This is a genomic window from Pectinatus haikarae (assembly GCF_015732185.1).
GTDB lineage: Bacteria > Bacillota > Negativicutes > Selenomonadales > Selenomonadaceae > Pectinatus > Pectinatus haikarae.
In genome coordinates, this window is sequence record NZ_WIQM01000004.1 from 435,190 (window position 1) to 460,801 (window position 25,612).

Genomic DNA, 25,612 nt, shown 5'->3' on the forward strand with positions numbered 1-25,612 from the left:
TGGACTTGAAAATCCAGTTGATGAAGAACAGCTCTTTGTGCAATAAGAATTTTTTAAAAAACAAACATGTCACGGCATATTTTGCGGCCGCATTCCGTGCAAAATAATTTATTATAAACTGATTTTATGGCATTTGCCGGCAATGAATCTTCGTAGCTGTTGACGAGAAAATCGGCCTCTACCAGTATCTGATAGTCTTTGCCATCAATTTTATCATAAGTATGGTGATGAGCGATAAGATAGACAACACGCTCTATTATATCCTCATCGGCATTCAGAGATTGAAGAAGCTCTTTAGCAGGGGCAGGACCCTCCTGCTCTTGCAGTGTTCCGTTGCAGGAACCGTATTTTTCCTCTGCCGGTTTGATACCTATATCATGCATCAGAGCGGCTACTTCCAAAATGTACTGCTGTTTTTGGGAAAGTCTCTCAGCATTGCCTATCAGAGAGGCATACGCATAAACTTTCGTAAAATGCTGTATCCGTTTAGGGTCGCCCTGAAAATATTCTATCATTTTCTGAAAAACTTGGTCCTTAGTCATTGAACGAAAATCCTCTCTGACTTAAGCATCTTATACAGAAATGCGCAGAGCCTTAACGGTAATATTCACATTCTGTACAATCATGCCTGTCATATACTCTATAGTAGTTTTAATTTTTCGCTGTAATTCTTTTAATAAGGTAGGTATATGCTTGCCGTAAAGCAAAATAACTTTGAATGAGACACTTATTCCCTGATCTTCCGCATCCTTGAAAATATGATCGATGTGAATGCCGAATAATTTGTCAACGGATTGTTTATTGGCGGCAATTTGGGAAACAATGGACAATATTGCCGAATCGTCAATTATAAGACGTCCATAATAGCTGAAGATAGGACGGACGATTGATTTTTCGCCCAGTCTGCGGCGCCGGGTACGGGATTTTTTGAAAAAAGACTGCATCGGGTCTATGAGAAACCCTGAAAAGTGCGGTTTGAGCTCAATAGTCGGTACAGGTATTATATGCTTGCCTTCTTTCATTCGGCAAACATGTGCTTTTTGCATTTCGGCTCTGGTAGCAATGTCCTCAATATTAATTATTTTAGAAATAAAAGGCAGTGCCAATATTTTGCAGATTTTATGCGCCATATTTTCTGAAGTGCCTAAGATGAGAATACGGCGGGGGTTTTCTCTGTTGATGGCAGCCCTCACCTCTTCCGCATGGCCGGGAAGGATAAATATAGCTCTTCTTACTGCCATTATTTTGCTGGACTCTCTTTTAGCCGAATGGCCGGCTATTATCTTTCCGTCTTTGATCAGAATGCCGTCATCTATTATAGCATCTGCCTTATTTTCATGGGCAACTATCAGTGCACGATGGCTTTTGCCTGTGCCGCTCGGGCCCACTAAAGCGATAACATCCATCTTTTGCTGCTCCTTAATACATTTTTGGAAATTTGTATGCTTTGACAGCAATTTTCAAGCTGTGCTGCAGCAATTAAAAATATTATATAATAAAAACAGCTGTTTATCAATAAAATGCTGTTTTCAGCCGCACGGAAAATGGTTCAGCGCGGTTCAACAATAAGTTTTATTGCAGTGCGCTCTTCTCCATCTATTTCAATATCAGTGAAAGCTGGTATGCAGATCAGATCAATACCGTGGGGGGCAACGAAGCCTCTGGCTATGGCGATGGCTTTTACTGCCTGGTTTATTGCCCCGGCGCCGATGGCCTGCATTTCGGCACTTTTGGTCTCGCGCAAAACTCCGGCTAATGCTCCGGCAACAGAATTGGGATTAGATTTAGCTGATACTTTTAATACTTCCATCATTAGCACACTCCCTATAATATAACTAAACTACATATGTACAGTAGAGTATTCGCTAAAAAAAATACATTCCCTTTATTTAAAAAAACACAGCTGGTAGTATAAAGAACAGAGGTCTTATTTTTTAGTATGAATAGCAGAAAAATCTGTTACATATAATGAATGGCAAGCGATCATTCATATGCTTCATTGATCAGTATACGTTCAAGATGTACAGCTTTATTGGTTTTATCATCGATATTCACGGCGAGCGCACTGAAAACAGCTGGACCTTCGGCTGTTTCGAAACGCACGGGACGGCAGGTTTTAAAACGCTCTATTATGGCATCTTTTTCCATGCCAAGTACGGATACCCGCGGTCCGACCATGCCCAGATCAGTTATATAGGCTGTCCCCTGGGGCAGCAGCTGTTCATCCGCTGTCTGAACGTGTGTATGTGTGCCGACAACACATGTTACCCTGCCGTCCAAATACCAGCCCATAGCTATTTTTTCAGAGGTAGTTTCAGCATGGAAATCAAGAATGATTATGTCACATTCTCTGGTCAGTTTTTTTAATATTTGATCAACTTTTTGAAAGGGACAATCCATCGGCGGCATAAAAGCTCTTCCTGACAGATTGAGCACTCCTATATTTTTGGCTTTTAGCGGATAGATACAAAAGCCCTTACCGGGCGCAGGATCGGGATAATTGGCCGGGCGGATCAGAAAAGGTTCCTGATCAATAAAGTTTACTATTTCCTTTTTGTCCCATATATGATTGCCCGAAGTTATAATATCGGCACCGGCACGGTAAAGCTCGTCCAGCGTGTTTTTCGTTATACCTCTGCCGGCAGCGGAATTTTCGCCATTTATGATGGCTACGTCAATACTTTTTTCTTTTTTGAGGGCAGGCAGATATTTTAATAATGCAGTGCGTCCTGTACGGCCGCAGATATCGCCGACTAATAATATATTCATTTATATCTCCATTTCGTGCAGTGATTGTGCACTGCAGTTTTTCTATTACAAATACAAGAAGCGGATATATTCACAAAGTATATTGTAAACGTATCCGCCTCTTAATAAGTAAAAACGATTTATTTGGAAGATGGGCAGTGAACCGCGCCGGCAATTTCTGATTTTCATGCGGAAAAATACCTGCTTCACCTAAAATAAGAGATTTATTTATTGAACACCAGAACACGGCCCTCTTCCCATAAGCCAATGATATGTTCACTAACATGATTGAGTTTTACATTACCGAGCATATGGTCAATGAGTTCTTCCTGTATGCTGTCATTATCGCCCTCTGCGCTGATACTGGCGCTGTCCTTGATGACTGCGTCACCGAAATGCTCATTCATAAGCTCGCTTATAAGTTTAATTTCATCTTGTGAAACAGTATCCATATCACGCAGAATATGCAAAAACAGGGTGTTTTCATGAACCTCTGTACTTATTGCAATTTCAGCGTCTTCTATCTTTTCAAGATAATGATAAGCAGAAATGCTGCTTACCAGAAGTTTTTTGAATTTCTCAAACTCATCGGACAGGACGACCTTATCCAAAGTAAATGTAAGTTTGAGTGTATCTGTTTCCGGATCAAAACTTATCGTACCGATTTCAGGATACCGCAGGAGAAGCGATACCAATAAGTTCACGCCGTCCATATTAACTGGTTTTTCCTGTTTCAATCTCTGCATGCTGTTCCACCACCTTTAGACTATAAGTCATATATATTATAGCAAGGCCGTATAATACAAGCAATAAAAGAATCAAAAAACAGGCATGCCAAACAAAAAAATTTGGAACATGCCTGCCAGTTTAATTATTATTTTGCATAATCTACTACGCGTGTTTCACGAATCACGGTAACCTTGATTTGACCAGGGTATTCAAGTTCTCCTTCGACTTTTTTGACTATGTCGTGAGCAAGACCCACAGAAGTGATATCATCTATTTTATCAGGTTTGACCATAATTCTTATTTCGCGGCCTGCCTGAATAGCAAATGAACGATCAACGCCTTCGAATGATTCGGCGATCTCTTCCAGACGTGTAAGTCTCTTAAGATATGATTCCAAACTTTCGCGGCGTGCTCCCGGACGTGCTGCTGAAATTGCATCGGCAGCCGCAACAAGAACAGCTTCTACAGTGCGGGGCTCTTCATCGCCATGATGTGCGGCTATTGCATTTACTATATTTGCCGATTCACGGTATTTGCGCGCCAGATCAGCACCTATGGTCACATGAGATCCTTCAACTTCATGATCGACAGCCTTGCCTATATCATGCAGGATGGCTGCCCTTTTGGCAAAGGGAACATCCACTCCAAGCTCAGCTGCCATGACTCCTGCCAGATGCGCAACTTCAATAGAATGGTTTAGAACATTCTGACCGTAGCTCGTCCGGTATTTTAATCTTCCGAGCAAGCGCACAAGTTCAGGATGAAGGCCGTGCACACCACTGTCAAAGGAAGCTTGTTCACCGGCCTCTTTGATACGCTGTTCAACTTCCTTCTTGGATTTTTCTACCATTTCTTCAATGCGAGCCGGATGAATACGACCATCGGTTATCAATTTCTCAAGTGCAATGCGGGCTATCTCTCTTCTGACAGGGTCAAAGCCAGACAGAATAACCGCTTCCGGTGTGTCGTCGATAATGAGATCTATACCTGTAAGTGTTTCCAGTGCGCGTATATTTCTTCCCTCACGGCCGATGATACGGCCCTTCATTTCGTCGTTGGGAAGAGCTACAACAGAAACCGTGGTTTCTGTTACCTGATCTGCGGCGCAGCGCTGAATGGCCTGGGCAATTATATTTTGAGCTTTCTTTTCGCCAGTATCCTTGGCCTGCTGTTCATATTCTTTTATCATTAATGCTTTGTCATGTTTTATGGCTGTTTCGGCATCTGCCAGCAGAATAGTCTTGGCTTCCTCTAAGGTGAGCCCGGATATGCGTTCCAGTTCAGCCAATTGCCTTTCATGCATCGTATTGACTGATTCACGCGTTTTATCGATTTCGTTTTCCTTACGGGAAAGAACAGATTCTTTCTTTTCCAAGCCTTCTATCTTACGGTCGAGATTTTCCTCTTTCTGCATTAGACGGCGTTCCTGTCTTTGAAGTTCACTGCGTCTTTCCCGTGTTTCGCGTTCCAGTTCCTGCCGTAAACGATGTGTTTCCTCTTTGGCTTCGATAATCGATTCCTTTTTTCTGGTTTCAATATCTTTTTGCGCGGAGTCAATAATACGTTTAGCTTCAACTTCTGCAGAACCGATGGTTTCCTCAGCTTTTTTCTTGCGCATGACATAACCAGCAGCAAAACCAAGAATAATGGCAATAACAGCTGCTAAAATTATCTCAATTATAATTTTCATCCCCCTTTCTTTTTTTGTTTGTATTTCTGTGTAATATTAAAGAAATACATTATCTTTCAATTGCAATTTACAAGTATTAAAATATTACTTGACAGTGATCTGTTAACCACTTCAGGCAAAGACACTGTACCATGTTTATATTATTGTCGAAAATAATATCCGCAATCCTATGGTTATAAAGTAATGCCTCTTTTTTATGCGGACTGATATCCGCCGATAATTCAGATGCAAAAGCATAAAAAAGTCAGACACACCACAGGTATATAATTTCTATATGCAGGCGTATTTGAGAGACACGTCTGGACTTAAAATTTTATTTATCCACAATTCAACAGTTTCTCCGGCAATTTATTCTACCACTTACGACACAGAATAATCCTTGCCATATTGGTCTAACATACTATATCACATAGTGAATATTTTAAAGGTTTTTGCAGTTAGTGTCAAGATGGCGGCAGACAGCATTCTTACCTAGATAAAGCGAACATGCAAGCCTGACAAAAATATGCACTGAATGAAAAAACCTCTGCTATTGTTATATAATGAATCACAATAACAGAGGTTTTGGGAAAGCGATTTTGGCTTTAAAAGCAAGATATTTATCCATGAGATTATTCAGATTTTTTCTGTTTGATAATTATCCATTTTTCGGCCCACTGCTGTACTTGCTCAAGTGCTTTTTCCAGATCCCTTCCCTTTTCTGTGAGACTGTATTCAATTTTTACGGGGATTTCAGGATAGACACTGCGGATAATGATACCCTGATGTTCCAGTTCCTTCATTCTATCGGCAAGTACCTTGGCGCTTATATGCGGGATTATATCGGTCAAATCAGAAAAACGTTTGGGTCCGTCAAGCAGACATCTTATAATGAGCCCCGTCCATTTTTTGCCCAACAATTCAAAGGCAAGTTCATAACGCGGGCACAATGAAAACTTAATCATAATGTTTCATCTCCTTTTATAGATATATAATAGCATATCTACTTGACAAAAGTAAGTACATATTGTATTATACTTACATAAAGTTATTAAGAAATATTTTATAACAAACATTTAAATAATAATTAACATACAAAAGGGGAGATGTAAATGCAGCAGAATATGAAGCTTTTGCGAGAGTGTGAGTGGCAGTAAATGATTTTAGAAAGGCAGCTGGGGCAGAAAAATGAACTAAAAAAGATTTGATGTTTAATTTTGACGGTGTTATATTTTTGCAGAATACAAATTGAAATAATATTAAAAGGGAGTTTTTAAAATGACATACAGATATTATGAAGCAAGTTTATTTTTATTAAGAATTGTTTTGGGGATCACCTTCTTAGTGCATGGCATTCAAAAAATAACAAATTTTGACAGTATCATACAATATTTTGCATCAGCAGGGCTGCCGGGTTTCCTGCCCTATTTTGCGGCTGCTGTTGAAACCGGCGGTGGAATTCTTCTGATTCTTGGTCTGCTGACAAGATTAGCAGGATTGGCTGTTACTGCATTGATGATTGGTGCTATACTTACAGTAAAGCTGGAAGCAGGATTTATAGGCGGGTACGAATTGGATGTGATGTATATGGCTGTCGCGATTGCTCTTATATTATCGGGAAGTCATATATATGCGCTGGATAATCTGCTGCAGAAATATTGGAATAGAAATAGTAATTGACACAATGAAAGGTGTGAAAAAATGGGAAAAATGCCGGTCCTGTTTGTCGGACATGGATCACCAATGAATGCTATTGAGGATAATGAGTTTTCTTTAAGGTGGCATTCCTTGCCGGAGCTTATACCTGAGCCTAAAGCTATTTTATCCATATCAGCACATTGGTATACTGACGGAACCAGAATATCTACGGCGGCTGAGCCAAAGACTATTTATGACATGTATGGTTTTCCAAAAGAACTGTACGAAGTCAGGTACCCGGTGAAGGGTGCGCCGGAGCTTGCGCGGCATACCGGCGGAATAATATCTGCCGCGGTTGCTGAAGATAACACATGGGGCATAGATCATGGAACATGGTCTGTTTTGCATAGAATGTATCCTAAAGCTGATATTCCGGTGTATCAGCTGAGTGTTGATAAGAATGCTTCACCTGAGCAGCATATGCAGATAGGCAAAGAGCTGGCTTCCTTGCGTGACGATGGTGTACTGATATTTGCCAGCGGTAATGTGGTGCATAATTTGGCACTTGTGGATTGGGAAATGCCGGGAGGGCATAGCTGGGCCAAAATTTTTGACAGCTTTATTAAACAAAAAATCGCTGCCAAGGAGTATAAGGCTGTTCTGGATTATAAACAGGCGGGCGAAAGCGCACGACTTGCGTTTTTTTCTCCGGATCATTTTTACCCGCTGCTTTATACCATAGGCGCTTCTGCAAACGAGGACAAGCTGACAGTATTTAATGAAGGCTGCACATTGGGCGCGCTGTCTATGACCAGTTACCTGTGGGGATGATAAACATTGCGTGAAAAATCAAAAGGTATGCTGCATTCAAATGATACAGCATACCTTTTTGATGTGCAGATAGCAAACTTTTTTTTTAAAGCTGGTATTAATTCCGTCAATTGACACTATCTGGAAAGAGCTTGACACAGATATCGTGAAGGATTCGTGCGGTCAGGCCCCAGATGATGCCTTCATTTGTTTCGTAAACGAAGACACGCTGGCGGAAGCTGCCCCATGGTTTTTGGTAGTGTGCAGGAAGTCCTAATTCTTTTACCGGGAGCAGATTTACCGTTTCATTTTTGTCATTGATATAGGACGGATGATTTTTGACTAATACACTGTAAACCTTTGGCGGATGTTCTTGAAAAAAGGATATGGGAATCGTGAAGGCATGATCAACCTCTGAAAAGCTGGGGGTTAGATCAGTAAAAGCAAAATCAGTTGTTCCCACAAATGTATCAATAGTTTTGCCCAATGGGACGACAAGCGTATCAAGCTGACCGAGAATAGAGATCTTTTCAGCAGGAATGCCGAGCTCTTCGTGTGTTTCACGCAGGGCAGTGTGCCGCAGGGAAGTATCCTTTCGCGGATCAAATTTGCCCCCGGGAAAGCATATTTCTCCCCCCTGTGAAATGGCAGGGCTTCTTTTCTGCAATAGAAAATGGTATTCATCATTTACGGACATAAGCAGGGCAAGCACAGCAGCATTTATATATTCCTCTTTTCCCTGAATACCGGGAAAAGGAGGAAGAAGTTTTTTCAAATTTTTTAATGCTTTATTTTGCATAGTTTGCACTCCGACATGAAGTTATTTTGAGAAAAGCACTGAGACTGATATGATCGATAAGGAAAAATATATGGAAATGGAATATATTTATAATATTTTGTTTGAAATCTGCAGCAATTATAAAAGACAGGAATATTACGGAGCGAATATCCTTAGAACATTGCAAGGACGTATTTTTTATCAGATGGTGATAAAAAATACGTCCTTATTATAATCAATATAGGTAAGTATGTGAAAAGGATTAAGGGTTTTTTTTATTCGTTTATGATCAGGGCAATGAAAACAAGATCTTTGCCGGCGGTATTTTCTATGCCATGGTATTCACCTTCGGGACAGAATGTTGTGTCGCCTTCTTCGACTGTTATCTGCGTTCCATTATCATTATACAGACCGGAACCGGCTATTATATGATAAGTTTCGTTGTTTCCTTTATGCTGGTGATAGCCGAGAGAGCAGCCCGGTTCCAGAGTGACTTTTGCGAACATCTGGCATTTGTCCTTCATTTCGGCAGGAGTTATTAAATTTTCTATCAGAATGTGTCCCTTGCCGCCGGCTTTTTTTTCTGCACGAATAATTTCCTGTTTTTTTATCAACATGTTGAAACGCCTCTTTTGCTAAATTTGATTATTATATGTTAATATGTACTTAAGTAATATTTCTATATTGATGTGAAATATCCTTTTGGGGGAATATATCCAATGATTTATTTGCTGAAGTTCGGTGCCAGTTTTATACTGCCGCCGGGAATTTTTGTTATATTGCTGATATTACTGGCAAGAGGATGCTGGAAGACATATAAAAGAAGGACAGCAATAAAAATTTTTGTGATAGCTTTTTTACTGTACCTGACATCGACTGGATGGGTGGCGCAGAAAATGGTAAGTGCTTTGGAGAACGAATATAATCCGCCTGTTTATCCGACCGGTGATGCCATTATAATGCTGGGCGGCGGTGCGACTCTGGATACGCCTGATGTAAGCGGAGCGGGAGAGCTGCGCAGTATTCCCGCCAATCGCCTTCTCACTGCGGTAAGACTGCAGCACAGGCTGGGCGTGCCCATCCTTGTGTCAGGCGGGCAGGTATATGAAGACAGTGGAAAGGAAGCTGTTATAGCAAAACGTCTTTTGATGGATTTGGGAGTTGCGGAAAATAAGATACTGGTTGAGGATAAGAGTCTGAATACTAAACAAAACGCGCAGTTTTCTGCTGAGATATTGCGTGAGCATGAACTTTATGAACCTATTTTGGTGACTTCAGCTTTTCATATGAAACGCGCCGTACTTAATTTTGAGCAGGAGGATGTACATATAACACCTTATCCAGCTGATTACATGGAGAATAAAAATCAGGTGTTCCATTATAATAAACTGGCACCTTCAGCTGATGCTCTGGCGGACACGGAAATGGCGCTGCAGGAGAATTTGCGGTTTTGGGTGACAAAATATCTGAAATACTGAGATCAGGAATAATCGGTGAATTTAAATGACAAAAGATTTGACTAAAGGCGGTCCGGCGGGATTGATATTTACTTTTGCGATACCTCTTGTTGCCGGCAATATTTTTCAGCAGCTGTATCTTTTGGTGGATACGCTCATTGTGGGAAGGTTTTTGGGTGTAAGTGCATTGGCCGCGGTTGGCTGTGTGGGCGGACTAATGTTTTTGATGGTTGGATTTGTTCTCGGTTTTACAAATGGACTTGCTATTTATACGGGGCAGAGATTTGGCGCGGGCGATATGGAGGGAGTGCGCAAAAGTGCGGCTGCCTGTTTAGCGATAAGTGTCGGTATGGCCGTTATTTTAACAGCTTTAGGCATTATAACGGCAAGACCAATGCTTATTTTTATGCAGACACCGCCGGAAGTTCTGGATATGGCCTATTCATTTATCAGTATCATATACGGAGGAATAGCGGTAACTATAGTTTTCAACATGATGATGAATTTTATCAGAGCATTAGGCGACAGCAGAACACCCTTATATTTCCTTGTGTTCAGCACGATCGCCAATATATTGCTGGAGCTGATATTTATACCGGTGATGGGATGGGGTATAGCAGGCGCGGCAGCCGCGACAGTGATATGTCAAATAATGTCAGCAGTGCTTTGTTTTTCATATATTGTGAAAAAAATGCCTTTACTCAGAGTGGGCAGAGATGACTGGCATTTATCCTGTCACTTTATTTGGCAGCATTTGCGGATCGGGCTGCCTATGGGATTTCAGGCTTCGATCATAGCGGTGGGAGCGATTATTCTGCAGATTTCTCTGAATGATTTGGGAGAGCTTGCGATAGCTGCCTATGCTGCCGCGCAAAAGATAGATATGATAGCGGTGATGCCGATGATGTCTTTTGGTATGGCTATGGCGGCATATACCGCGCAGAATCATGGCGCGAAAAAATTTGACCGTATAGATAAGGGCGTAAATAAATGTATTCTTATGTCCGGTGGTTTCGCTCTTTTTATAGGCTTCATTTTGATCAATTTTGGACCGGCTATGCTGGAACAATTTGTCGGCAGCGAGGAGACACAGGTTATAGAATACGGTCATTTATACTTGATAGTAAATGGGATCAGTTATATAATTTTGTCGTTGCTTTTTATTTACCGGTTCACACTGCAGGGGCTGGGGCAAAGTGTTGTTCCAACGATTGCCGGGGTCATGGAATTATTGATGCGTGTCGTGGCTGCTGTTGCTTTGGTTAATACATGGGGCTATATAGGGGCATGTCTTGCCAATCCGCTGGCATGGATCGGTTCATGTCTGCCGCTTGCTGTTATGTATTATTATACACGCCGCAGTCTGCGCAAGGCATACATGCTTGATTGAGATTTACTGTATGGACAGGAGGGATAATTGAAAAAAGGTCTGTTTGGTGGTTTTTTTGTTTTTGGTAAACGTTTAATAAAAAGACAGGAAAAGTATTTCGGCCTCTTATTTTTAGAGGGGATTTTTGTGTTTGCAACGAAATATAATATATCGAATATTTGTCCTGCAATGAGTGTTCAGGAATTTGAGAAAGGATGATTAATTATGGAATTAAAGCGCACAGCCTTCAAGGCTTATGATATCCGCGGGAAATATCCAGAGGAAGTGAATGAGGAATTAGCTTATCGTGTTGGGAGAGTATTTGCTGACACGCTGAAAAGCAAAAAAGTAGCGGTAGGTCATGACATCAGATTGTCAGGTCCGAAGATAAAAGACGCACTGGTGCGAGGACTGAATGAAATGGGCTGCGACGTGGTGGATATAGGTCAGTGCGGTACGGAAATGATTTATTTTACTACGTATTTTTTAAAACTGGACGGAGGCATAATGATAACGGCAAGCCATAATCCAAAGGATTACAATGGAATGAAGCTTGTGCGTGAAGGGGCTCGGCCTATAAGCTCCGATACCGGACTGAAGAAAATAGAGGACAGAGTCATAGCTGGTGAATTAGGAAGTATATCGGATCAAAAGGGCAGCATTGTAAAAAAGGATATAATGGCAGATTACGTTGAACATATTATTGGTTATGCTGACAAAAAAGCACTCAAACCATTGAGGGTAGTGGTAAATGCAGGAAACGGTGCGGCAGGGCCTATACTTGACGTGATGGAAAAATATTTGCCGTTTGAATTTATAAAAGTAAATAATGAACCGGACGGCAGCTTTCCGAATGGAGTACCGAATCCGATACTGCTGGAAAATCGCGAAACTACGGCTCAGGCGGTGCGTGAAAATAAAGCTGACCTGGGGGTTGCCTGGGACGGAGACTTTGACCGCTGTTTTATTTTCGATGAAAAAGGTGCGATGATAGAAGGCTATTATATAGTGGGGTTTTTGGCCAAAGCCTTCCTGCAGAGAGAAGCAGGAGCAAAAATAATTTATGATCCGCGGCTTATATGGAATACTATTGAGATAGTGGAAGAAGCCGGCGGTATCCCTGTTATGTGCAAAAGCGGGCATGCCTTTATCAAGGATATGATGCGTAAGGAAAATGCCGTATACGGCGGTGAGATGTCAGCACATAATTATTTTCGAGAATTTACATTCTGTGACAGCGGTATGATCACATGGCTTTTGGTGGCGGAACTGATGTCAAAGGCAGAGCAGCCTCTTTCTCAAATGCTGGCCGAGCGGATGGAAAAATACCCGATAAGCGGCGAAATAAACAGTACGGTAAAAGATGCCGGAGCAGTTATGGAGAAAATTGAAAAAATCTATGGCAGTAAGGGAAAAATCGACAGGACCGACGGTTTTAGTGTTGCCTACGATAATTGGCGGTTTAACTTAAGGATTTCCAATACCGAACCTGTCATCAGGCTGAATGTGGAGTCACGCGGCGATAAGAAACTGCTTTCAGAAAAAACAAAGGAACTTCTTTTGGTTATAAGAGGATAATATACGGTACAAAATATTATATTGGTGGTAATAATCAATGCAGAAAAAGATCAGAAAAGCTATTATTCCAGCGGCAGGATTAGGTACACGATTCCTGCCGGCAACGAAGGCCCAGCCGAAGGAAATGCTGCCGATAGTGGATAAACCGGCTATTCAGTTTATCATCGAAGAAGCTATCGCATCCGGGATAGAAGAAATTTTAGTCATAACAGGACGGAACAAGCGTTCTATTGAGGATCATTTTGATCGTTCACTGGAACTGGAATTGCAATTAAAAGCCAAGGGTAAATATGAAATGCTCAAGACCATCGAGGAAATATCGAGCATATCACTGCATTTCATACGACAGAAGGAAGCCCGCGGTTTGGGGCATGCAGTCTTGTGCGCCAAGCAGTTTGTCGGTGATGAACCCTTCGCTGTTCTGCTCGGCGATGATCTTGTAGATGCTGAAGTGCCATGTCTTGCCCAGCTTATAAAAGCTTATGATGATCTGGGCGGAAGCATTCTGGGAGTGCAAAAGGTTCCGCATTCACAGGTGTGCAATTATGGGATAGTTGATCCAATACGTGTCAAGGATAATGTATGGCTGGCGAAGAATCTCGTTGAAAAGCCGATATTGGAAAAGGCTCCTTCTGATTTGGCCGTCTTGGGACGATATATACTGGTTCCGCAGATCTTTGATATTTTGGAACATACTACACCCGGCAGCGGTAATGAAATACAACTTACGGATGCGATATGCGAATTGAGCAGCAAACAAAAAGTATTTGCCCTGAATTTTTCAGGCAGACGCTACGATATCGGTGATAAAGAGGGATTTTTAGAAGCTACGGTGGAGTATGCTTTGAAAAGGCCTGAATTGCGTGACCGATTTATGGCATATATGCTCAGGACAATGGGACCGCTTTTAAAGGCAGAAAAAGGTATATCAGAAGAATGATGGGTTGAAGGCAGATCGTGGTGATGGTTGCCGCAAGTGATTTTTGACGGAAAATATTCCGTTTAAAATAAATGGTGTATCAGTAAAACGCCGCCGGTTAAAAAATATTTTGTCCGTGCGCTTTAGGTTAGGCAGAGGGTATATCAGAATTTATTTATGAGAGGGGTTACGAAAATGAGTTTGAAATTGGAATCCGGTTTTGAATTTGACTATGAAAATCTTCTGGGGGACGGATGCGTGACAAAAGAAGATGTGTCCGCATTGCTGCCGGAATTAAAGAAAGCACATGAGGCTATGGATGTCATGCGCAGGACAGGTGTGATACGCGGCCATTTATCGAAGGACGGCACACCGGAAAAAGTATTGTTTAGTCAGCTGCCGTATATTGAAAAAGGAAATTTAAATTCACCGGAATCAGTGGCCCGTCTTAAAAAATTCGGTGAATCAGCGAGAAATCGTGTGGATGCTGTAGTTTCGCTCGGCATAGGCGGTTCTTTTTTAGGCAATAAGGTATTGTTTGACGTACAGTGCGGCAGCTTTTGGAATTTGAAAACACGTGAAGAAAGAAAGGGGTATCCTAAGGTATTTTTCAGCGGCAACAATATTGATCCGCGCAGTACAAAGGATCTGATCGATTATATAAAATACGCAGCCGATATGTCGGTGCATCATGATAAAAAAAATTCGCGTAAGTATAAGGTTATGCTCATATGTATATCGAAATCCGGTGGTACATTGGATACCATGTCCAATTTCATGGTTATTTACGATGCTTTAAAGAAAAATAAAAACGTTAAAGTTGAAGTTGTTGCTGTTACTGATCCCAATGAAGAAAAACCGACTTTGTTGAAAAAAATGGCGATGGAAAATAAATGGGAAAGTTTTGCAGTTCCGGATGGAGTGGGGGGCCGTTTTACTATTTTCTGCGAAGTCGGGCTTGTGCTGGCAGCTGTTGTCGGTTTTGATATCGAAGCATTCCTCGAAGGCGCAAGAAATATGGACAAGGCCTGTCAAAATAACGATATATGGCAGAATCCGGCGATGTTGAATGCAGCATTAAAATTCATTGCTGCTGAAAAATATGGACGGGATGAGGAAGTGATGATGCCTTACGGTGATTATCTTGAATCGGTTTCCATGTGGTATATACAGCTGCTGGCTGAGTCTTTGGGCAAGCAGTTCAATAAGGAAGGCAAAGAGGTATGCTATGGACGAACACCGATAGTGGCACTTGGTACAAGAGACATGCACTCTCAAACACAGCAGCATCAGGAAGGCAAGCTTAATAAAATTGTTCAGTTTATTCGTATAGAAAAATGGGCAAATGATCTAGCCGTGCCAAACGTATTCCCGACTGTGCAGAAACTTGCTGATATTTCCGGTGTTACAATGGGACAGGCACTGGAAGTAGCTCGTCAGTCCAATGCCGATGCACTTATATCTAATAATAGATTCAATGCACTTTTTAGTCTGCCGAAATTAAATGCGTATTATTTGGGTGAACTGTTGTATATGCTGGCAATGTCAATTTCCTATGAAGGTGAATTGGCTGATGTAGATGCCTTTAACCAACCCGGCGTCGAAGCATATAAAAAGATTATGGGACCTAAGCTTCAGCAGGTAAAAGCCCAGCAAGCCGAAAAATAGGAGTTGAAAATCATGCATGTTCTGGTTATGATGTCATTGAAGGAAAGACACAGAAACTATCTGGAAGGCAAAGGGAAAAAATGCAGTTTTATTTATGCCCGCCAGCCTACTGACGGACAGTTGGCACAGGCCGATATTATTATAGGCAATCCGCCTGTAGACAGAATGAACAATGCAGCAGCTCTCAAATGGATTCAGCTGAACAGTGCCGGAGCACAAAACTATTGTCGCAGCGGTGTGCTGCGAAAGGGCGTAATGCTGACCAATGCCACAGGTGCATATGGTTTGGCCATATCAGAGTATATGCTGGCTGTATTGCTGGCAATGCAAAAGAAATTATATGTTTATCATGATAATCAAAAAAATCATTTGTGGCAGGATGAGGGAGAAGTAGCTTCCGTCGCCGGGTCATCAGTGCTTGTTTTGGGGCTCGGTGATATAGGCAGAAGTTTCGCTAAAAAAGTGAAAGCGTTAGGTGCTTTTGTTGTTGGCATCAAACGGCGGCCGTCAGTGAAACCAGAATATGTTGATGAGTTGTTTACTATGAATGATCTGGATGAATGTCTGCAAAAAGCGGATATTGTGGTAAACAGCCTGCCCGGGACGGATGCCACATATCATCTGCTCGGCAAGGAAAAATTTTCTTTGATGAAAAAAGGAACTTTTTTCATTAATATAGGCAGAGGCACTTCTGTAATAACAGATGATATGTGTGATGCCGTTATGTGCGGACAACTGGCGGGGGCTGCCGTTGATGTGACAGATCCGGAACCGCTGCCAAGAGATCATATTATGTGGCAGATCAAAAATATTCATATTACACCGCATACGGCAGGTCAGTATCATTTACCCGCTACTTTGGACAACATAGTAAAAATTGCCGGTGATAATCTGGAAAAATTTTTAAAAAATGATAAATTAATGAATGAAGTTGATTTTTCAACAGGCTATAAAAAATGAATTTCTAAAAATTATTACAGCAAAGACACAATATACTAAAAGCGCGGATTTTTCCGCGCTTTTAGTATATTTGTCAATAAATAAATTAATAATAGATGAGCAGAAAACTAAATAAACAAAAAGAAATGCCGTAAAGTGATTTGTTCCCGCTGCAATGTTATATAACGTCCAACATGTCATTTTTTCATTAATTCCAGAAATGACTGCAGAGCGCGTCTTTGCTCCGGTGTTAAAGTTTTTGCGACATTAATGAGAGATTCAATGTCAAGCGGAATTGCCACTGTTTCATCGGAAAAAAAATCGTGCAGACTGATACCCAACCCATTGCATATTTTTCGCAGCGAATCAACGGTCGGCTGCTTTTTTCCCAATTCGATCTGCCGGACAAATCCCTGTGACAGATCAGATGTAATGGCAAGCTTGTTGGTGCTGTACCCTTTTAATTTGCGTAATTCGGTAATTCGTTTAGCTACGTTCATTTTGAGCCACCCTAAAATAATTCTATGGTAATAATTAATAATAATATAGCATATAATCCTGGAAAACTATTAATTCTATAGTATTGACAAAGTAAGTCTATAGAATTATAATTGACCGTGTATGAGAGAAGATGATAGTCAGATAACTGAAAAATATGAGAATTTATTTCGCAATAGAATTGTTGTATAGTGAAGTCGATGATTTTAGGTGCGATGTACATATGCAGCTGAATAACGCTGTGGCAAGCTGAAAAATGCATATCTGCATTCATGCAGTAGTACGAGTATGATTTGTTTCAAGTTCTCTTATTAGGTTTATCTGATTATCTGTCTGTCAGGTAATAGCAAAGACTATTTAAATTTGAAGGATGTGCATTGAATGGCTTGGTTGGATAACTTGAAAGTTGTACAAAAATTGGCATTGTTGGTAATAGTTCTATTGGCAGCTGTTGTAGTTGTTGGCGGTACAGGCTACTATTTTCTGGGCAAGGCTGATGATGCTCTTGAACAGATGTATAATGAAAAGATGAAGGCAACAAATTTACTTATTGATAATAGAAATCACTCCAGAGCTATACAGGCAGATACATTTAATCTTATGCTTGACAATAATAAACAGACGAGTGATCTGCTTATGAAAGACATAGATGAAAGAACAAAAATTTTCAGTGATAATTTGGATAAAGTTGCCGATTTGAATTTGACAAGTGAACAAAAATCAAGAATTGATAAGGTAAGGGCAGATTTTGCGGAATATCATGCGGTGCGGAATAAAGTTTTAGATTTGGCTGTACAAAATAAGGATGCAGAAGCATATGCGCTGTATATACAGCAGGGAAAACCGTTGATGGAAAGATTCAGCAAGGAACTTACAGATTCTTCTAATAAGATGAATGAAGATGCGGCTGCAATGAATGAAGACAGCAAAAAACAATTTGCTTTCGCCAGCAAATTGTTTTTTGCGATTGTCGCGGCTGCGGTTATTTTGGGAGTTTGGCTGGGGTGGCTTATTACGCGGCGCATTCAAAAAAGATTGAAGGACGTTGTGGAACATTTGGAAATAATAGCCAAAGGAGATTTTTCCATAAACGTTTCAGCAGACAACCTGAATGATAGAAGTGAATTTGGCAATGTATCAAGAGCCGTAGCTGAAATGAATAAAAATATAAAAACACTGATCAGCCATCTTATGAATACGGCGCAGCAGCTGGCGGCCTCATCGGAAGAACTGACAGCAAGTGCTGAGCAATCGGCACAGGCTTCTAATCAGGTCGCCGGATCAGTAGCCGAAGTCGCCCACGGAGCAGAAAAGCAGTTGGATCTTGCCAATAATGCAACCGCTGTGGCAGAACAGATTTCAACTGCAATACAACAGGTGTCCTCAAATACAGAGGTAGTTTCATTATCTTCTGAAAAAACTGCGACAGCCGCAAATGGCGGTGAAGAGGCAATAAAGCAGGCAGTTGCTCAGATGAGCGTCATTGAACAGAAAACAAATGATACTTCCGGAGTGATCAGTGAATTAGAGGAAAAATCGAAACGTATAGGCAAAATAGTGGATGTGATTTCTGCTATCTCGGGACAGACAAATCTTTTGGCATTAAATGCGGCAATAGAGGCTGCCAGAGCCGGAGAGGCAGGTAAAGGATTTGCGGTAGTTGCAGAGGAAGTCAGAAAACTGGCTGAACAGTCGCAGGATGCGGCAAAACAGATAACAGAGCTTATAAATGAAGTGCAGTTAAAGACTGATAACGCAGTTAAGTTTATGGATGACGGTAAAAAAGAAGTCGAATCAGGTGCTAAAGTGGTATCGGCTGCCGGAAAAAGCTTTGAAGCAATCTTGCTGATGGTAAGGGAAATGACGGGGCAGATACATGAAATATCAGCAGCAGTCCAGGAAATAACAGGCAGTGCCCATCATGTGGTGAATACTGTGCAGGGAATTAATGATGAAAGCCGGAAAACTTCCGAGCAGACTCAGACTATTTCTGCGGCTACGGAGGAACAGTCGGCATCAGTGGAAGAAATTGCCTCATCAAGCCAGCATTTAGCAAAAATGGCTGATGATCTGCAAAATTCGATTGGAGCATTTAAAGTTTCCTAAAAGATTGTATATTTAATTCGCATATGTTTTAAGCATAAAATATCCTTTGGTGGTATTTTATGCTTTTTTTCTGTAAAAAAATAACCGGAATAAGATTTTACACCAGCTTATTCCGGTATTTACCGCAAACTGTTCTGTCTGTGCTGTAAAAATTAGAAATCAGTAAGACAATTACTTATTCTGCGCCGTCAATTTTATGCCTTCGGCCAGCACGGGAGCAAGAAATTGTCCGGTATAGGATTCACTGACTTTCACTATTTGCTCGGGAGTTCCCTTGGCCACAACGGTACCGCCCCTGTCTCCGCCTTCAGGGCCGAGATCAATTATATAATCCGCAGTTTTTATAACATCAAGATTATGCTCGATGACGACTACGGTATCACCGTTGTCGACTAATCGCTGCAGGACATTCATTAATTTGTGAATATCGGCAGTATGCAGACCTGTTGTTGGTTCATCCAAAATATAAAGAGTGCGTCCTGTGCTTCTTTTTGCCAGCTCTGTAGCCAATTTCACACGCTGGGCTTCACCGCCCGATAAAGTTGTGGCAGGCTGTCCAAGCTGCATATAGCCAAGTCCTACGTCCTGTAAAATGAGCAGCTGGCGATGAAGTTTAGGGATATTTTTGAAGAATTCCACAGCATCGTCAACTACCAGCTGCAAAACATCAGAAATATTTTTTCCCTTATATCTGACCTCAAGTGTCTCACGATTATAGCGGGCTCCCTTGCATACTTCGCAGGGAACATAGATATCGGGCAGAAAATGCATCTCTATTTTTATTATACCGTCGCCATGGCATGATTCACACCGACCGCCTTTGACGTTGAAGCTGAATCTTCCCGGCTTGTAGCCGCGGATTTTGGCTTCATTGGTTTGACTGAAAACTTCCCGTATAGTATCGAAGACACTTGTGTAGGTGGCTGGATTGGAGCGGGGAGTGCGTCCTATCGGTGACTGATCTATATTGATTATTTTATCTATATTTTCAATACCCTTGATTGATTTATGTTTACCGGGTTTTCCTCTGTTAACATAGAAGCTGGCGGCAAGTCCCTTATACAAGATTTCATTTACCAGTGTGGACTTACCCGATCCTGAAACTCCCGTGACGAGTGTCAGCATTCCCAACGGAAATTTTACCCGAATGTTTTTTAGATTGTTTTCGGCAGCACCGACGATTTCAATAAATTTACCGCTGCCTTTTCTTCTTTCAAGCGGCACAGGAATAAATTTTTTACGGCTCATATATTGTCCGGTGATTGAAGCCGGTATTTTTTTTATTTCATCGGCAGTACCCTGTGCAATTACATTTCCGCCATTGGCACCGGCTTCGGGACCTATATCAATAATATTGTCTGCCGCGTACATAGTGTCTTCATCATGCTCAACAACTATAAGTGTATTGCCGAGATCACGCAGATGCTTGAGTGTGGCTAAAAGCCGGTTATTATCCCGCTGATGAAGACCGATGCTTGGTTCATCCAGTATATATAAAACGCCTGTCAGTCCGGAACCGATTTGTGTGGCGAGTCTTATGCGCTGAGCTTCTCCGCCGGATAAGGTCCCTGCCGCACGTCCAAGTGTGAGATAATCGAGACCGACATTGAGCAGAAAGCCAAGCCGGGCATGGATTTCCTTCAAAATCTGGGAAGCTATAAGCTTCTGGCGTTTATCAAGCTGCAGATCGCGAAAAAAATTATCAGCCTGTGCTATGGTCATATCAGTTACTTCATTTATATTTTTTTCGCCTATCGTTATTGCCAGAGCCTCGGGCTTTAAACGTGCGCCGCCGCATACGGGGCAGGGTGTAGTACTCATATATGCTTCATATCCTTCGCGCATCACGTCGGAATTTGTTTCTTTGTAACGGCGGGCCAGAAGCGGCATGACACCCTCAAAAGATGTATTGTAGTCTTTTATTTCCCCAAACATGTTTTCATAAGAAAATTGAAAAGATTCTTCTGAACTGCCATAAAGAAGGAGTTTTTGAACCTTTTCCTTTACCGCAGACCATGGCGTATCAAGTGTATAGCCATAAGTTTTGAGGACAGAGGCAATCTGACACATTGCGTAAGAGGCGGGATTCTTTGATAAAGGGGCGAATAATCCTTCGCTAAAAGAAAGTGCCTTATTTGGCATGACAAGATCAAGATCAAATTCCTGTCTGCTGCCAAGACCGTCACATTCAGGACAAGCCCCGTATGGGCTGTTAAAGGAAAAAAGGCGCGGAGCTATTTCCGGCAGGCTTATACCGCAGTCTATACAGGCAAAATTTTGACTGTACATTAGGAGTTCTCCATCTATTATCTGTACATAAACAATATCATTGCCAAGATCAAGCGCGGTTTCCAAAGAATCTGCCAGACGGGTTTCTATTCCTCCACGCACTGCCAATCTGTCAACAATGACCTCTATAGTGTGTTTTTTATTCTTTTCCAGCTTTATATCATCATTTATATCGAGAATTTCATTATCGATACGAACACGTACATATCCTTGCTTACGTATGTTTTCAAGCAGCTTTCGATGCTCGCCTTTTTTGCCGCGAACTACCTGCGCCATTATCAAAAGCTTTGTCTTTTCGGGTAAATTCATAATGCTGTCAAGAATCTGATCTACAGTTTGCTGCGATATAGGTTTTTTGCAATTAGGACAGTGGGGCTTTCCGGCTCGGGCGAATAGAAGGCGCAGGTAATCATATATTTCTGTGACCGTGCCGACAGTAGAGCGGGGATTACGGCTGGTTGTTTTTTGGTCTATTGAAATGGCAGGGGAGAGCCCTTCTATGTAATCGACGTCAGGTTTATCCATCTGACCGAGAAATTGACGTGCATATGAGGACAATGATTCAACGTAGCGCCTTTGGCCTTCAGCATAGATGGTATCAAAGGCCAGAGAAGATTTACCTGAACCTGACAGACCTGTTATTACTACAAGCTTGTCCCGCGGAATGGATACACTGATGTTTTTTAAATTATGGGCACGGGCGCCTTTTATTTTTATTGCATCTGGCAAAATGGTCAACTCCTGTAATTATTTTAAATGGTTTAATTGCTTAAGCGGTAATTGCTATAAACCAGTATATAGTAAAAAATGTTTTTTTTCCAGAACTTATTAGTAAAAACTGAATATATAAATTCAAATTACTGAATTCATATTATTTATTATGGTGACGCTACATTTCATTGGCATGCCGGAGTGAAAATTTTTTTACGGTATTCTCAAAACTGTCCATATATCTATATTATAGATTGGAAAAGGAGGAAAAACAAATGAAAAACGATTTGGAAAAGACTAAAAAATTTTGCATAGATAATGAAAGGGAAATATTGACAATGGTTATCAATATAGAACAAATGTAAAAATATATATACATGTGATATTACTTTTACATTTGTTCTGTATAAGAAATATTGAAAAAATAATTACTTTGGTGTAATATATTTATCAGAATAAAAAGAAAAATCGCAAAGGAAAGTATTGTTGTTTATATGCAGTCATTCTTATAAATGAAACTGGCTGTCATGTGATAATAAAAATTTAAGACAGATATCATGAAAAAAATTGTTGATGATATAAGATTGATTTTTAAATGCTGCAGTTCGTATTATAAAGATGGGCTGAGCCAGCAGGAGATTTCCGATATGCTGCAGATTTCCCGTCCGTCCGTAGCCAGAATGATAAAGAAAGGACATGAAAACGGGATTGTCAAGATAGAAGTTATGAATCCGGATAATCTGGCATTTGGCAGTATGGAAAGAGAAGTAGAAAAAAAATTTGGACTTGAGGAAGTAATAATCGCGGCATCCGGAAGTGCGGATCTGACAGATGCTTTAAATGAGAATATCACCAGAGAAACATTTAAATTCCTTTCACGAGTGATTGAAGATAAGGATTTTGTCGGGGTGACAATGGGCCGCACGCTGCGCAATTTACTGCATGGCTATTATCCGGTCGAACAAAAAAAATGTACTTTTGTGCCGATAATGGGAGGGATGGACGAAAACAGATATGATATTCACTCCAATCATGTTGCTACGAAATTTGCCGAAATATTCCATGCGGATTGTCTCCAATTTTTTGCTCCGCTGGTTTTTTCAAAACCGGATATGCTCAAACGTTTTTTAGAAGAATATTCCATGCAGAGCATTGTTAAGGCCTTTAAAAAAATATCCATAGTAGTAATGGGAATTGGAGTGCCGTCAAAAGAAACATCTACTTTAGTTAAAGCCGGATATATCAGAGAAGAATTATTTGATGCATTTATCGAATTGGGAATGGTGGGAGATGCAGCGGCACAATTCTATGACAAAAATGGATCGACTCAGCAATTTGAATCATTTAATCATTTGATAGCTGCCATGCCGATAGACGACTTAAAAAAAGTACGCTGCAGAGTCGGTATAGCTGCAGGAAAAAATAAACTGGACAGTCTTATCGGCGCGATAAAAGGCAAGATCATAAATGTACTGATAACAGATTCGGAATCAGCGCGGGAATTGTTGGCATATAGGGAGTTTTAAAATGGATATTACTATTTTAATGGTCTGCCTGCTGGTTTTTATGATAATACAAGCAGCCGGTACGTATATTCAGGTTCGGTTATATAAGAAATCCGTAAGACGGCTCCATAAAAAGGGCAATATTGGTATTGGCGGAAGGAAAGCGCGATTCTCGGGAAATATTGTAATAATTGTCTGCGACAGCAGCGGAAAAGTGGTGGACGGAGAGATTTTAGCCGGAATCACTATTTTCAACAGATTTAAAAAAATTCCGGAACTTATGAATAGAAATGTGTTTGAGCTCAGAGCTGAATATGAAGTGCTTGCGCAAAAAGAAAGAAAAAAAATGCTGGGACATATCCAGGCTGTAAATGCTCTGTGCGAAAGATTAAACAATAAGAAGGAATAATTCGAAAATAAAGAAATAAATATTAACGACGAGAGGAGATGATGAAATGAAATATAACAGTAAGATAACCGGATGGGGAAATGAGGCACTAGGTTTTCTGAAAGAGTTGAATTACCTTATAATTTTTAATGATAATGCACCAAAAGAACTGGCAGAAATATCTGTTTTACATGAAAAATCAAAATTAAACGGAGACATTGAAAGGGGGGATACTCTTATAATTGGCGAAAAGGCTTTCGAAATAACAGCCGTCGGTGAAGAAGCACGCAATACATTCAACCAGCTGGGACATGCAACCTTGAATTTTTCGGGAGGTGATGAACCGTTTCTGCCGGGGCATATAATGCTTTACGGCGAGGATGCTTTGACTGAAGAAGATATACAAAAAGGGATAAGCATAAGTATTTTTTAATATCGCAGTTTTAAAAATTAATATAAACTTGGAGTGTGAACAATTATGTTGAATATGGATCAAAAGCTTTTAAAAAGAGAAGAAGAAGGCAAAATAATTCGTACGGGTATAGTCGGGGCAGGCCAGATGGGACGCGGCATGGTAACACAGATGGCAATTATGAAGGGCATATCACCGGCAATAGTGTCCGATATAAAACTGGATAATGTCATAAATGCGTTTCATTATGCCGGCATTGCCGATGAGCAGATCGCTGTTGCTAAAACCTTGGCGGATGCCAATAAATATATGGAGATGGGAAAATTTGTCGCCACTGAAAACTCAGAGCTGATATCGCAGGCCAATCTTGTGGAATGTGCTATTGACGTAACGGGGGTGCCCGAAGTAGGTGTAAAAATAGCGATAGATTCTATGAATAACGGCAAGCATGTAGTAATGATGGATGTAGAAACCGATGTGGTAATAGGCTCCTATCTGAAAAAACTCGGAGAAAAAAATAATGTTATTTATACCGGTTCGGCTGGTGATGAGCCTGGAGCAGTTATGGAGCTGTATTCATTTGCCAGAGCTATGGGAATGCAGGTAAAAGTAATGGGGAAAGGGAAAAACAACAAGCTTGATTATGCGTGTAATCCGGATACAGTGCTTGAGGAAGCTACCAGGCGGAAGATGAGTCCAAGAATGCTGTGCGCATTTAAAGACGGCACTAAAACAATGGTAGAAATGACAGCAATGTCGAATGCGACGGGACTTATTCCTGATGTTATAGGAGGACATGGACCGTCTGCTTCACCGGACGAAAGATGCAAGGAGCTTAACAGCATTTTCCGTTTGAAAAAAGATGGAGGAATTCTTGACAAACATGGTGTAGTTGAATTTGTCAACGGAATAGCACCGGGCGTATTTGTCACAGTGTCCACTGAAAATGAAGAAATAGCGTATCAGATGCAGTATCACAGCATGGGGCCCGGTCCTTTATGGACGTTATACCGTCCCTATCATTTATGCAATCTTGAAACACCGCTCACTGTCGCCAAGGCTGTCATAGATAAAGAACCGACGATAATCCCGATCGATGGGCCTGTGAGCGAATGCATAACAGCGGCCAAAAAAGACCTGAAAGCAGGCGAATATATAGATGGGATAGGTGGATATACCACTTACGGGTCCATAGCTGCTGCCGAGGAAACTTATGCTAATGGATACGTTGTATATGGTCTGATAAATAAGAAAAGCCGCATGAAAAAGGATGTAAAAAAAGGACAGCTGCTCACTTTAAACGATGTAGAGCTAGATACCGGCACACAGCTTTATAATGTACGCAAAGAACAGGATGCTATGTATAGAAAATGAAAGCGGAGTGATCCTTTTGTGTCTTAT

At 41.1% G+C, this 25,612-nt stretch carries 25 protein-coding genes; 14 read left to right on the plus strand and 11 right to left on the minus strand.

Annotation, left to right across the window (positions count from 1 at the left end; all coding sequences use genetic code 11):
- Positions 1-53: 53 nt before the first annotated feature.
- The 7 genes from I6758_RS03250 to I6758_RS03280 form a co-directional block, all read right to left on the minus strand.
- Positions 54-542: an HD domain-containing protein gene (locus I6758_RS03250; RefSeq protein ID WP_196603754.1), complete on the minus strand. Its 489-nt coding sequence runs from the start codon at positions 540-542 to the stop codon at positions 54-56.
- A gap of 30 nt (positions 543-572) precedes the next feature.
- Positions 573-1,406 carry an Asp23/Gls24 family envelope stress response protein gene (locus I6758_RS03255; protein WP_196603755.1) on the minus strand — a complete coding sequence of 278 codons (834 nt, stop codon included), beginning with the start codon at positions 1,404-1,406 and terminating at the stop codon, positions 573-575.
- 143 nt (positions 1,407-1,549) lie between these two features.
- A complete protein-coding gene (locus tag I6758_RS03260) occupies positions 1,550-1,810 on the minus strand; it encodes a stage V sporulation protein S (protein ID WP_132551342.1) in 261 nt (86 codons plus the stop codon).
- 173 nt (positions 1,811-1,983) lie between these two features.
- On the minus strand, positions 1,984-2,769 hold the full coding sequence (locus I6758_RS03265; protein ID WP_196603756.1) for a TIGR00282 family metallophosphoesterase: 786 nt from the start codon (positions 2,767-2,769) through the stop codon (positions 1,984-1,986).
- Between the two features lie 203 nt (positions 2,770-2,972).
- Positions 2,973-3,494, minus strand: coding sequence for a hypothetical protein (locus I6758_RS03270; protein ID WP_196603757.1), 522 nt, complete (start codon positions 3,492-3,494; stop codon positions 2,973-2,975).
- 128 nt (positions 3,495-3,622) lie between these two features.
- Positions 3,623-5,167 (minus strand): ribonuclease Y, encoded by a 1,545-nt coding sequence (gene rny, locus I6758_RS03275; RefSeq protein WP_196603758.1) that lies wholly within the window; start codon positions 5,165-5,167, stop codon positions 3,623-3,625.
- 611 nt (positions 5,168-5,778) lie between these two features.
- Positions 5,779-6,111 carry a winged helix-turn-helix transcriptional regulator gene (locus I6758_RS03280; protein WP_231038473.1) on the minus strand — a complete coding sequence of 111 codons (333 nt, stop codon included), beginning with the start codon at positions 6,109-6,111 and terminating at the stop codon, positions 5,779-5,781.
- Between the two features lie 313 nt (positions 6,112-6,424).
- Between I6758_RS03280 and I6758_RS03285 the strand changes: the two genes are divergently transcribed.
- Entirely contained in the window at positions 6,425-6,826 is a 402-nt protein-coding gene (locus tag I6758_RS03285; RefSeq protein ID WP_196603759.1) for a DoxX family protein, read from the plus strand.
- A gap of 21 nt (positions 6,827-6,847) precedes the next feature.
- A complete protein-coding gene (ygiD, locus tag I6758_RS03290) occupies positions 6,848-7,615 on the plus strand; it encodes a 4,5-DOPA-extradiol-dioxygenase (protein WP_196603760.1) in 768 nt (255 codons plus the stop codon).
- A gap of 106 nt (positions 7,616-7,721) precedes the next feature.
- Here ygiD and I6758_RS03295 read toward each other — a convergent pair whose 3' ends face one another.
- Together I6758_RS03295 and I6758_RS03300 are read right to left on the minus strand one after the other, a co-directional pair.
- A complete protein-coding gene (locus I6758_RS03295) occupies positions 7,722-8,393 on the minus strand; it encodes an NUDIX hydrolase (RefSeq protein WP_196603761.1) in 672 nt (223 codons plus the stop codon).
- A gap of 254 nt (positions 8,394-8,647) precedes the next feature.
- Entirely contained in the window at positions 8,648-8,989 is a 342-nt protein-coding gene (locus tag I6758_RS03300) for a cupin domain-containing protein (RefSeq protein ID WP_196603762.1), read from the minus strand.
- Between the two features lie 102 nt (positions 8,990-9,091).
- Between I6758_RS03300 and I6758_RS03305 the strand changes: the two genes are divergently transcribed.
- The 7 genes from I6758_RS03305 (at position 9,092) to I6758_RS03335 (ending at position 16,323) form a co-directional block, all read left to right on the plus strand.
- The gene (locus I6758_RS03305) at positions 9,092-9,850 is read left to right on the plus strand and encodes a YdcF family protein (RefSeq protein WP_196603763.1); all 759 of its coding nucleotides are present in this window, start codon (positions 9,092-9,094) and stop codon (positions 9,848-9,850) included.
- Between the two features lie 25 nt (positions 9,851-9,875).
- Entirely contained in the window at positions 9,876-11,219 is a 1,344-nt protein-coding gene (locus I6758_RS03310; RefSeq protein ID WP_196603764.1) for an MATE family efflux transporter, read from the plus strand.
- Between the two features lie 27 nt (positions 11,220-11,246).
- A complete protein-coding gene (locus I6758_RS03315) occupies positions 11,247-11,417 on the plus strand; it encodes a hypothetical protein (protein ID WP_196603765.1) in 171 nt (56 codons plus the stop codon).
- Positions 11,418-11,423: 6 nt separating this feature from the next.
- Positions 11,424-12,776, plus strand: coding sequence for a phosphohexomutase domain-containing protein (locus tag I6758_RS03320; protein ID WP_196603766.1), 1,353 nt, complete (start codon positions 11,424-11,426; stop codon positions 12,774-12,776).
- Positions 12,777-12,813: 37 nt separating this feature from the next.
- Positions 12,814-13,716: a UTP--glucose-1-phosphate uridylyltransferase GalU gene (galU, locus tag I6758_RS03325; RefSeq protein WP_196603767.1), complete on the plus strand. Its 903-nt coding sequence runs from the start codon at positions 12,814-12,816 to the stop codon at positions 13,714-13,716.
- Between the two features lie 174 nt (positions 13,717-13,890).
- Positions 13,891-15,363 (plus strand): glucose-6-phosphate isomerase, encoded by a 1,473-nt coding sequence (locus I6758_RS03330; RefSeq protein ID WP_196603768.1) that lies wholly within the window; start codon positions 13,891-13,893, stop codon positions 15,361-15,363.
- Between the two features lie 12 nt (positions 15,364-15,375).
- The gene (locus I6758_RS03335) at positions 15,376-16,323 is read left to right on the plus strand and encodes a D-2-hydroxyacid dehydrogenase (protein ID WP_196603769.1); all 948 of its coding nucleotides are present in this window, start codon (positions 15,376-15,378) and stop codon (positions 16,321-16,323) included.
- Between the two features lie 176 nt (positions 16,324-16,499).
- Here the strand turns inward: I6758_RS03335 and I6758_RS03340 are convergent, their stop codons facing one another.
- Complete coding sequence (locus I6758_RS03340) at positions 16,500-16,802, minus strand: helix-turn-helix domain-containing protein (RefSeq protein WP_196603770.1); 303 nt, start codon at positions 16,800-16,802, stop codon at positions 16,500-16,502.
- 379 nt (positions 16,803-17,181) lie between these two features.
- On the opposite strand from I6758_RS03340, the gene I6758_RS03345 reads away from it, so the two are divergent.
- Complete coding sequence (locus tag I6758_RS03345) at positions 17,182-18,906, plus strand: methyl-accepting chemotaxis protein (RefSeq protein WP_196603771.1); 1,725 nt, start codon at positions 17,182-17,184, stop codon at positions 18,904-18,906.
- Between the two features lie 171 nt (positions 18,907-19,077).
- Here the strand turns inward: I6758_RS03345 and uvrA are convergent, their stop codons facing one another.
- Positions 19,078-21,924, minus strand: a complete 2,847-nt coding sequence (uvrA, locus tag I6758_RS03350) for an excinuclease ABC subunit UvrA (RefSeq protein WP_196603772.1) — start codon at positions 21,922-21,924, stop codon at positions 19,078-19,080.
- 629 nt (positions 21,925-22,553) lie between these two features.
- Here uvrA and I6758_RS03355 point away from each other — a divergent pair.
- Genes I6758_RS03355 through I6758_RS03370 form a run of 4 tightly spaced genes read left to right on the plus strand, consistent with a single transcriptional unit; the run spans position 22,554 to position 25,585 of the window.
- Positions 22,554-23,432, plus strand: coding sequence for a sugar-binding transcriptional regulator (locus I6758_RS03355; RefSeq protein WP_231038474.1), 879 nt, complete (start codon positions 22,554-22,556; stop codon positions 23,430-23,432).
- Position 23,433: 1 nt separating this feature from the next.
- Complete coding sequence (locus tag I6758_RS03360) at positions 23,434-23,820, plus strand: transcriptional regulator GutM (protein WP_196603774.1); 387 nt, start codon at positions 23,434-23,436, stop codon at positions 23,818-23,820.
- 46 nt (positions 23,821-23,866) lie between these two features.
- Positions 23,867-24,232 carry a PTS glucitol/sorbitol transporter subunit IIA gene (locus I6758_RS03365; protein WP_196603775.1) on the plus strand — a complete coding sequence of 122 codons (366 nt, stop codon included), beginning with the start codon at positions 23,867-23,869 and terminating at the stop codon, positions 24,230-24,232.
- A 45-nt stretch (positions 24,233-24,277) separates the two neighbouring features.
- Positions 24,278-25,585, plus strand: coding sequence for an NAD(P)H-dependent oxidoreductase (locus I6758_RS03370; RefSeq protein ID WP_196603776.1), 1,308 nt, complete (start codon positions 24,278-24,280; stop codon positions 25,583-25,585).
- Positions 25,586-25,612 lie beyond the last annotated feature (27 nt).